Below are 9,652 nucleotides of genomic sequence, written 5' to 3' on the forward strand. Positions count from 1 at the left end.
AAATGCGAGGTTCAAGAGGACTAATTCATAAAACAATAATTTTGGTAATTGATTTTTTGTAATTTTGAAATATGACCCAAAAAGAACAAGAACAATATCTAAGATCAACGTCAATTTTGGAAGTTAACGCTCCAAGTACCCAAGAATTAATCGCTGATATTGATACTTCATTAAGCAAGAAAAAACAAGCCATTGCTTTGTATTACAAGGTAAGAAATGGATTTGTTTATACACCTTATCATTTAGATTTACGTCCAAGTGGTCTAAAATCAAGTACGATTTTACAGAAAAAAAGAGCTTGGTGTGTCGAAAAATCAATTGTATTGGCAACAGGCTTAAGAGCTTTAGGAATTCCTTCAAAATTGGGGTATGGAATTGTCATTAATCACATTGGAGTAGAAAAATTAACCAAGATTTTACGCCGTGAAGAGATTGTTTTTCACGGATATGTTTCTGCTTACCTTGAAGATAGTTGGGTGAAAGCTACTCCAGCTTTTGATCCGCTTATTTGCAAAATTGCTGGTGTTGAGCCCTTGGAGTGGGATGGAGAAAATGATGCTTTATTTCAGGCTTATCAAGGCAATAAAAAGTTTATGGAGTACACGCATTTTTACGGTGAGTTTGATGACGTGCCTGTAGGGTTGATGAACTCAGAAATGGAAAAATATTATCCGCATCTATTTGAAGAAGTATATAATTCACCTGACTTTTCATTTTTTCATTTAAAAAGTAAATAATGTGCTATTCCGTGCAACAAAAGGCAAGCGTAAAAGAGTTGTCAGATCAATTTAATGCCCAATTTAACTCACCAACTTTGTATAAAGTTCAATCTTTAGTGAATGGCTTTGATTTTCCGCTTTTGCCTATTCTTAAACACAATCAACCAGAAATATTTCATTTCGCAAACTGGGGATTAGTCCCGCATTGGGCGAAGTCAAAAGACATTCAAAAACATACCTTGAATGCAAAGCTAGAAACGATTGCTGAAGTCCCGTCTTTTAAAAATATTACCGATCAAAGGTGTATTCTGCCTGTAACTGGCTTTTATGAATGGAAATGGCTCGATAGCAAAGGCAAACGAAAGGAAAAATACCATATTAAAATTGAAAATGAAAGTGTTTTTGGACTTGCTGGACTGCATAGTACTTGGGTTGATCCAGGTAATGAACAAAAAATTGAATCTTTTACCTTGTTGACTACGCAAGCCAATGCCATTATGGCTGAAATTCACAATATTAAAAAACGAATGCCACTTATTATGGATATACAAAAAGCCAAAAATTGGTTGCTCCAAGGAAACATCGAATTGAATCACAATTTAGCAACCAAATGCATTGAAAGCGATGGACAATTAAATTTGTTTTAACAAAAATAAACGTTGAACCCTTGAACTTTAGTTGGTTATCTGTGTTTTTATTATATCTTAAAACATATTAACTAATTAAAAACGAAAACTAATGTTACAAGGTACGAAAGCAATTCGCAACGGAATAATTCTTTTTTTGATATTAGGTCTCTATTTCTTAATTCTAGATTTGTTAGGCTGGGCAGACAATATTTTTCTACGCCTGGTAAATTATATTTTTATAATAGCCATCTTAAATAATACGATAAGACACGCAGTTTCAATTGGTAAAAACTATTTACAAAGGTTGTTTGCAGGAATTGCCACAGTTTTCATCGCTTCGTTTTTAGGCGCAATTGGTTTATTAACTTATTTCTCTATACTTGAACCACCGTTAGAAAACTACATTGATTCTGTTATTTCAGCGAATAGTCATGTGGGATTAACAGTAGCTTTATTTATACAAAGCTTAACTTCTTCAATTATAGTTGTTTTTATCATGCTGCAATTCTATAAAAATAAAGCACCAAGAGAGGTAGGAGTAAGAGATTAAGTAAAAAAGTAAATGCGTTTAAATCCAGATGGTTACATTTATTTTAGACTATAATCAAATTTAAGTGCAGCATGTATTTCTTTGAAATGGTTAGGAAGATTTGCAGATATTTTGATGTGCGATCCATAAAAAGGATGCGCAAAAGAAATGGATGTGGAATGTAAAAGCATCTGTGTTAATCCGAAAGTTTTTAAGAACAATGCATTTTGCTTATTACAGCCATGTGGTCGGTCACCAATAATGGGATGTCGTAAATGATTTAAGTGTTTCCGTATTTGATGCATTCTTCCTGTTTGTGGAAACGCTTCTATTAAAGAGTAACGCGAGGTTTCAAATTTACCTGAAGCTAAAGGAATTTCAACTTTTTGGATTAGCCTAAATTGAGTGATAGCCTCTTGTATTTTTCCATTTTCTTTCATTAATGGATGGTTAACGATAATTTTTTCAGGGAAAAATCCGCGAACAATAGCTAAATATCTCTTTTGTGTTTGAATAGATTGAAGCATGAGCTGAAAAGGTGCAACAAAATCTTTTTGTTTAGCAAAAAGCAAAACTCCAGATGTTTTTCTATCTAATCTGTGAATAGGCGTAACTTCATAGCCAACCTGATCACGTAATTTCTGCATGGCAAACACTTTTGCGTCCTTCGCAATTTTCGTACGATGTACTAGCAGTCCTGCAGGTTTATTGATGACCACTAAAAAATCATCTTCGTAAATTACTTCCAAAGGCAAATCCATTTCAACTGTAAAATTAAAAAATAATCTGGCTTAGGTGTGACAGAAATCTGGTAGTTTGTACTGTTAATTAATAATAGGAACTAAGAAGAATATACTGCCCAGGTATTCTATTTATTGATTTCTTCATTACCTAAAAAATAAATATTTATCTTTAGCTGAAATATACATATGAAAGCATTCAAAACAATTGTAATTTCTTTATTAATCATTTTTGCACTTGGCATTACCGGAGTATTTGGAGTCGAGTATTTTATTGAAAAGAAATTGAAAGTTCAAAAAAACTTAACTTATGAAGAGTTTAAAATGACTTTTGGGGGTAATTTATCTTTTAAAAATCTTTCATTCAAAAATGAAGTTGTTGATGCAAAGGTAGAATCCGTTAAATTGTCGATTGGGCTATGGAAACTCATAACTTCTGACACAATCGTTATTCAAAACTCGACACTTAAAAGTGCACATGTAGTATTATATCAATCAGCATTGGATAGTTTGAATAATAGTTCAGATTCAATACAGTCCGATTCTCGAAAAAATCAGCGTGAATTTGCGCTCCGAACAGTCGATCTTAAAGGTCTTGATTTTTATAGATTACAAAGTAAAAAGAAGAACAGTGATACTTTAACCCATGCAAAAGAAATCCAGGTTCAACTTGAATTAAATGATATAAAAGATATTAAGTTTGAGCAATTAAAAACACTTCATATTGGTTATTTCAGACAAAAAGCAGGTGTTCTACAAGATATCGCAGGGCATCAGATTGACTATAATGATAATGTTTTAAATATCGACACTTTCAAAGTCTTTACAAGATATTCCAAAGAAAACTACATCAATTATATCCCTGAGCAAAAGGATCACGTTGATTTAGTAGCACACGGTATGGTGCTTGACAGTCTTCATTTGGATTTAAACCAAAATGCTTTGTCCTTAATCAGTCTAAATGAAATTAATGTTGATTCTTTTGATCTAAATGTTTTTAGAAATAAGCACATTCCACCCTACAGTAAAATTAAACCAACGTATGGGCAAATGATTCAAAAATTAAACTTTAAAATCGATGCCAATGCCTTAATCGCTAGGAATTCAAAGATATCTTATGCAATGACAGGTGATAAAGCGCCAATCAGTAAAATTGACTTAAAAAACGTAAATGCTAAGCTATCACATATCCATAATATTCCAGAGAAAAATCAAAATGCCATTCTAAGTGGAACCTTCTCTTTAAGTGATAATTCATTAATAGGTGTAGATTATTCCTATAATCAATTTGCGCATGTCGAAACCTTTGTTTTGGATATTCATGCAACAAACATTGAAACTAGTTCTGTTAACAGTATGTTGCGACCAGAAGTAAATGCTGAGTTGAATGGACTCATAAAGGAACTTAAAGTACACATGTCAGCGCAAGGAACAGCAGATGGTAGCCTCAAAATTAAATCACAAAATATTGAAGTTGATGTCTACAATAAAAAAGGAGAAGAACGAAAAGTAGTGTCGTTTATCGCCAGCAAACTTTTAAATCCACCCATTGAAAAAGAAAGTAAAATTGAAGGCTTCGAAAGAGATAAAACCCGATCTATGTGGCATTTTTCATGGTATTTTGTTCTCGAAGGTTTAAAAAACACCCTATTATAATATTTAAAAGTGCAACAACATAAAGTTTCTATCCTTATTCCAGCAAAAAATGAATCTGCATTTATAAGTGCATGTTTACATTCTGTAGAAAACCAATCTTATCCCCATTGGGAAGCCATTATTGTAGATGATCATTCAACAGATGAAACAGCGCAAAAAGTTGCTGTTTTTACTCAGAAAGACAATCGATTTCGTTATTTCAAAAACAAAGGAAACGGAATTATTCATGCATTGCGAACTGCCTTCAACGAATCAAAAGGTAGTTATATTACAAGAATGGATGCTGACGATATAATGAGAAAAAATAAAATTGAAGTATTACTGAATAACTTATTACATTTTGGAAGTGATTATGTCGCTGTTGGTGGTGTAAAATACTTCGCCGAAAATCGTTTAAAATCAGGATTCATTAATTATGAGAAATGGTTAAATGAGCATACAAAAAATGGCACTAATTTTATGGATATTTTTAAGGAATGTGTTATCCCTTCACCTTGTTGGATGCTTTCAAGACCAGATTTAGAGAAGATTAATGCATTCAACGAAAATCGATATCCAGAAGATTATGATTTAGCTTTTCGAATGTATGCAGCTAAGTTTAAAATCGCACCAACCAATGAAATTTTGCATGATTGGAGAGATTATGATACGCGAACTTCAAGGGTGAGTGAGACTTATCAAGAATACACTTTTACAGCAATTAAATGGTATTACTTTAACCTAATCCATAAAGATAACGATAAGAAAATAACGATTATTGGAACAGGATACCGCGGAAAAAAATTAGCAAAGCATCTGCTTGAAAACAACATTCAATTTATTTGGATTTCAAACAATGAAACAAAAATTGGAAAGCATATCTACGGTCAATTAATTCTAAATGTATTTGATACCCACCTGTGGGAAGGTAGTCAAGTAATTGGAACCGTTGCCAATAGAGAGGGGAAAGAGTTTTTGGAGACTGTAGCTCAAACTCGTGCAAATATCAAGACCCAAGACATATATCATTTCTGCTGAAACAATAAAGATTTATTAATTTTTACTTTCATAAATTACATTGATAACTGTACTTTTGAATGTATTGATTGTTGACGATAAGAAATAGAATTAAAATGCCTTAAACTTCAAAATTTTGAAAATATCTTTACGAAATAAGAATCGAAAATTGAGCCTAAAAAAAATTAGTTTACTCGTAGTAATTGGTCTACTTTTTTTAATTGGATTTATGTTGTTTGCAAATATTCGTGTCGCCCAATCAGCAGAAAATCGAACTTTCCAAAACGTTGAGGTCATACCATATAATAGAGTAGGAGTAGTGCTGGGAACAGCTAAATATAGGAGAGGTGGTGGAATAAATCTCTATTTCGATTATCGAATAAAAGCTGTTGTTGCGTTGTTTAAAAATAATAAAATTGACTTGGTTTTAGTGAGTGGAGATAACAGTTCTAAAGCTTACAATGAGCCAGATATGTTTAAGAAAGCGTTAATAGAAATGGGGATTCCTGAAGATAAAATTGTACTTGATTTCGCTGGTTTTCGGACTTTAGATTCGGTAGTCAGAGCAAAATGCGTCTTTGGATTAAAAAAATTTACCGTCATCTCTCAAAAGTTTCACAATGAACGTGCAATATATTTAGCGCAACATTATGATATTGATGTTGTTGGTTTCAATGCAAAAGATGTTTCTCAAAGATATGGCTTTAAGACTCGAGTACGAGAGTATTTCGCGCGATCAAAAGCCGTAATAGATATACTAATTGGAGTTGAACCAAAGTTTTTGGGAGAACAAATAGATTTGAATCATCTCGACTAATTAACAGGTTAAGATTTTTTGGGCGCCTATATCTGTCTTCGCATCCAATTTACTTTCTGCAACTACTACATGCTTTAACGTTTTAAAGGAGCTCTCTTTGTCGCTCTTTAAAATCGAAAGCATGTGTGTTTCAGTTCAGTAAGATTTTTTGCTACGCCAGGGCGCAATAAGAACACATCCTATTTTTTGTAGAACCCTAAGATTCGTCATTTAGCTAACAAACCATTGTAAGTCTGTCTGAAATTAGGAAAAACACTAAAAAATCATTATGTTTGCACAGGTTTGAAAAAAAACATTGGAAACCTATCTATTTACAGATATCCCCGTTTCCAATAACAAAAATCAGTAAAATGATTTTTTCTATTGCGTTTCGCATAGTTTTGATTAAAAGTTATTTATTAATGCAATTTTTTAGAGCGTAAGTTCTAAAATACACAAAACACACATATAACATGAGTAAAAAACGTATAGGTATCATTGGTGCAGGACCGAGTGGTTTAGCACAACTAAGAGCATTTGAATCTGCTAGAAAAAAAGGAGAAGAAATTCCAGAAATTGTTTGTTTCGAAAAACAAAGTAATTGGGGAGGAATGTGGAACTATTCTTGGCGAACAGGTGTTGGTAAGTATGGAGAACCTATTCACGGGAGTATGTATAAATATTTATGGTCAAATGGACCAAAAGAATGTTTAGAGTTTTCTGATTATTCTTTTGATGAACATTTTGAAAAACCAATTTCATCTTATCCGCCACGCCCAGTTTTATTTGATTATATTCAAGGTAGAATTAAAAGAGACAATGTTAGAGATTACATTCGTTTTGACACTACCGCTAGATGGGTTAGTTTTGATGAAAAAACAAAGAAGTTTACCCTTGTTTTAGATGATTTAAAAAACGATAAAACGTATTCAGAAGAATTTGACTACCTTGTCGTAGCTTCAGGACATTTTTCAACACCAAATATGCCTTATTTTAAAGGGATTGAAAACTTTCCTGGAAACGTAATTCATGCACATGACTTTAGAGGTGCAGATCAATTTAAAGATCAAGAATTATTACTAATTGGAAGTAGTTACTCTGCTGAAGATATCGGTGTACAATGTCATAAACATGGTGCAAAATCGGTTACTTTAAGTTACCGTACGAATCCAATTGGCGTAAAATGGCCAGATGGAATTGAAGAAATGCCACTTGTAACTCATTTCGAAGAGGATATCGCTCATTTTAAAGATGGTAGAACAAAACGCTTTGATGCAGTTATAATGTGTACTGGTTATCAACATAAATTTCCGTTTCTACCAGACGAAATGCGTTTGAAAACTAAAAATAATTTGTACCCGGATAATCTATACAAAGGTATATTCTTTAATGATTTGCCACAATTGATTTATTTAGGAATGCAAGACCAGTATTACACATTTAATATGTTCGATACACAAGCATGGTTAGCGAGAGACTATATGCTAGGTAAGTTTGAATTGCCAGATAAACGTACAAGAAGAGGAGATATCAATGTTTGGTTGCAACGTAACGAATCGCTAAAAGATGGTCACGATCACGTAGATTTTCAATCAGATTATATTAGGGATATCATTAAACTTTCAGATTACCCAGATTTCAATATCGATAAAGTAGCAGAAATGTTCAAGGAATGGCTGAATGATAAGGAGGAAAATATCTTAACATACAGAGATAAGACGTACCGAAGTGTAGTTACTGGAACTATGGCAGCTGAACACCATACCGAGTGGATGGATGAAATGGATGATAGTAAAGAACGTTATCTGTTTGAACCAGAGGAGGAAGAATCTGACGATGTGAAAATGAACTCTACGAGTTTATAAATATCATCTGTAGACCATACAATTTTATAAGCCCTGACTTTGTCAGGGCTTTTTATTTTCTTTCCTTATCGGTGCTTTTAATGGCCATCTTCTGAGCGTGTATTTCTAATCATGAATATAGTATTTATCCCGGATTATTAACTCCTTTAGTCGTTGAGCTCGCAGGCTCGGTTCATGCATTTAATTTTAAATCTATTCTAGGCACAAGACCTAAGGTAATATATGTATATTTCGCGGGGCTTGTAACGACGAATAGATCAAAATTAAATCAAAATCTTACAAATACACAAATACCCAAAAATGGGTTTCTCAAATTTTACAGGAAATACAGTTAAAATACTGACTTACAGATGTTAATATTCTTAAACTTTACATAAAAATACAATCTATCTAACAATCATTTTTAAAGTCTTATTGATTCGTTGACCAGAGGTAATATTTACAAAGTAAATTCCTTTAGACAATGATTGGGAATTATTAATTTTAAAAGTGTCTTTATTGCTATCTAATTTTCCATTAAAAACGGAGTTAATTTTCTTACCTACTTGATTAAATACTTCGATAGTTACGTATTCATTCATAGCCCCCTTAACTTCCAAGAAAATATCTTGATCACCACTAGACACGTTCGGGTACAATTTAGTGTTTATTTCTTCTTTGCTATATTTTTCATTAGAAAGAAAACCTTTGGTTTGATGAGCGTTTACATACGTGTAATCACTACCATTCTTTTTCCAAATAACAGTAAAGATTTTAATCTTGTCAGTATTCCAACTTGCATCTAAGTCAAAAGAAAAAGATTCGGTAAATTCATCCCCCATGGAAACAGCTCCGTTTGTGATTAAAGACCCATAGATATTTGCAGTAACAGATGCGCGCATGATGCGTTTATGAGTTGCTGTCCCTGAAATCCCACTTTGATTAGCTTGAACGTCATCCTCCGTTATATAGACTCCTAAATAATACTCACCAGCAGTATTTTCAAAAAACTTAACTTTTGTACTTATGTCAATAGTTGTGCCTGAAATACTATGAATGAATCCAGAGTTTACTACAGGTGATTGGGCGTTAGTAGCATTCACGGCGTTTATTACATTTGTTTTAGTTGTACTGGGGTAGATACCTCCGCTAGAGTAAGCAACTTCATTGATTGTATTTACATAGAACACAGGTGTGCTACTTTCTTGTTCGTGTAATCCATAAAAAGCATTTGCATCTGATGAATATAAACCACTGCTAGAGCTATTATGCATCTCTAAAATAGCAGTTTCATCTCCTACCTGATCCCAAATGTCTGTGAATAAATCCCATCCCCAAGTTCCACATGGATTGCACCAAGTAGCAGTTTTTTTTACCACTAAGGCTGTTTGTTGTTCAGTTACTGTTTGACTGTAACCTGAAATTGATAGCGCCATTAAAAGGGCTGAAAAGTAAATTTGTTTCATAATAATTAATTTTTATTAAAGTTACATAAATTTTTTTACGATTATCCTTTTTAGGCGATTATTTTAGGTTTAGTTTATTGTAATACAGCTATTTAAATTTGTTTTTGCACATATTACAAGCAAGTTTCATATGTAAATCCTAAAGAATTTTATAACATTTATCTATGGTCTAAGTTTGAATTAAAGTTGTTTTATCTAAAAGAACTAAACCCTATAACTAATTAAAAGATCTATATCTAATTTTAAACTGATTTTATAATTTATACCTTATATATAG

General features: G+C 32.6%; 9 protein-coding genes. 7 read left to right on the plus strand and 2 right to left on the minus strand.

All coding sequences use genetic code 11. From position 1 onward, the window contains the following. Positions 1-71: 71 nt before the first annotated feature. From CW751_RS13360 to CW751_RS13370, 3 genes are all read left to right on the plus strand, one after another. Entirely contained in the window at positions 72-737 is a 666-nt protein-coding gene (locus CW751_RS13360; protein ID WP_101335527.1) for a transglutaminase-like domain-containing protein, read from the plus strand. Then, a complete protein-coding gene (locus CW751_RS13365) occupies positions 737-1,366 on the plus strand; it encodes an SOS response-associated peptidase (protein WP_101335528.1) in 630 nt (209 codons plus the stop codon). Before CW751_RS13360 ends, CW751_RS13365 begins: the two co-directional genes overlap by 1 nt. A 91-nt stretch (positions 1,367-1,457) precedes the next feature. Beyond that, positions 1,458-1,898: a hypothetical protein gene (locus tag CW751_RS13370; RefSeq protein ID WP_101335529.1), complete on the plus strand. Its 441-nt coding sequence runs from the start codon at positions 1,458-1,460 to the stop codon at positions 1,896-1,898. 38 nt (positions 1,899-1,936) lie between these two features. Here the strand turns inward: CW751_RS13370 and CW751_RS13375 are convergent, their stop codons facing one another. Continuing rightward, a complete protein-coding gene (locus CW751_RS13375) occupies positions 1,937-2,638 on the minus strand; it encodes a pseudouridine synthase (protein ID WP_101335530.1) in 702 nt (233 codons plus the stop codon). Between the two features lie 168 nt (positions 2,639-2,806). On the opposite strand from CW751_RS13375, the gene CW751_RS13380 reads away from it, so the two are divergent. From CW751_RS13380 to CW751_RS13395, 4 genes are all read left to right on the plus strand, one after another. Continuing rightward, entirely contained in the window at positions 2,807-4,273 is a 1,467-nt protein-coding gene (locus CW751_RS13380; protein WP_101335531.1) for an AsmA family protein, read from the plus strand. Between the two features lie 9 nt (positions 4,274-4,282). Next, positions 4,283-5,290 carry a glycosyltransferase family 2 protein gene (locus tag CW751_RS13385; protein ID WP_101335532.1) on the plus strand — a complete coding sequence of 336 codons (1,008 nt, stop codon included), beginning with the start codon at positions 4,283-4,285 and terminating at the stop codon, positions 5,288-5,290. A gap of 115 nt (positions 5,291-5,405) precedes the next feature. After that, the gene (locus CW751_RS13390; RefSeq protein WP_240612583.1) at positions 5,406-6,086 is read left to right on the plus strand and encodes a SanA/YdcF family protein; all 681 of its coding nucleotides are present in this window, start codon (positions 5,406-5,408) and stop codon (positions 6,084-6,086) included. Positions 6,087-6,538: 452 nt separating this feature from the next. Beyond that, entirely contained in the window at positions 6,539-7,930 is a 1,392-nt protein-coding gene (locus CW751_RS13395) for an NAD(P)-binding domain-containing protein (protein WP_101335533.1), read from the plus strand. A 386-nt stretch (positions 7,931-8,316) separates the two neighbouring features. On the opposite strand, the gene CW751_RS13400 is transcribed toward CW751_RS13395, so the two are convergent. Continuing rightward, positions 8,317-9,375, minus strand: coding sequence for an Omp28-related outer membrane protein (locus CW751_RS13400; protein ID WP_101335534.1), 1,059 nt, complete (start codon positions 9,373-9,375; stop codon positions 8,317-8,319). Positions 9,376-9,652 lie beyond the last annotated feature (277 nt).

Origin of the sequence: Brumimicrobium salinarum (assembly GCF_002844555.1) — a bacterium.
GTDB classification, from domain to species: Bacteria; Bacteroidota; Bacteroidia; order Flavobacteriales_D; family Crocinitomicaceae; genus Brumimicrobium; species Brumimicrobium salinarum.

What these genes read in the sequence shown, in the direction of transcription:
- CW751_RS13360 (WP_101335527.1), top strand. Translation starts at nt 72, where the DNA reads ATGACCCAAAAAGAACAAGAACAATATCTAAGATCAACGTCAATTTTG.
- CW751_RS13365 (WP_101335528.1), top strand. Translation starts at nt 737, where the DNA reads ATGTGCTATTCCGTGCAACAAAAGGCAAGCGTAAAAGAGTTGTCAGAT.
- CW751_RS13370 (WP_101335529.1), top strand. Translation starts at nt 1,458, where the DNA reads ATGTTACAAGGTACGAAAGCAATTCGCAACGGAATAATTCTTTTTTTG.
- CW751_RS13375 (WP_101335530.1), bottom strand. Translation starts at nt 2,638, where the DNA reads ATGGATTTGCCTTTGGAAGTAATTTACGAAGATGATTTTTTAGTGGTC.
- CW751_RS13380 (WP_101335531.1), top strand. Translation starts at nt 2,807, where the DNA reads ATGAAAGCATTCAAAACAATTGTAATTTCTTTATTAATCATTTTTGCA.
- CW751_RS13395 (WP_101335533.1), top strand. Translation starts at nt 6,539, where the DNA reads ATGAGTAAAAAACGTATAGGTATCATTGGTGCAGGACCGAGTGGTTTA.
- CW751_RS13400 (WP_101335534.1), bottom strand. Translation starts at nt 9,375, where the DNA reads ATGAAACAAATTTACTTTTCAGCCCTTTTAATGGCGCTATCAATTTCA.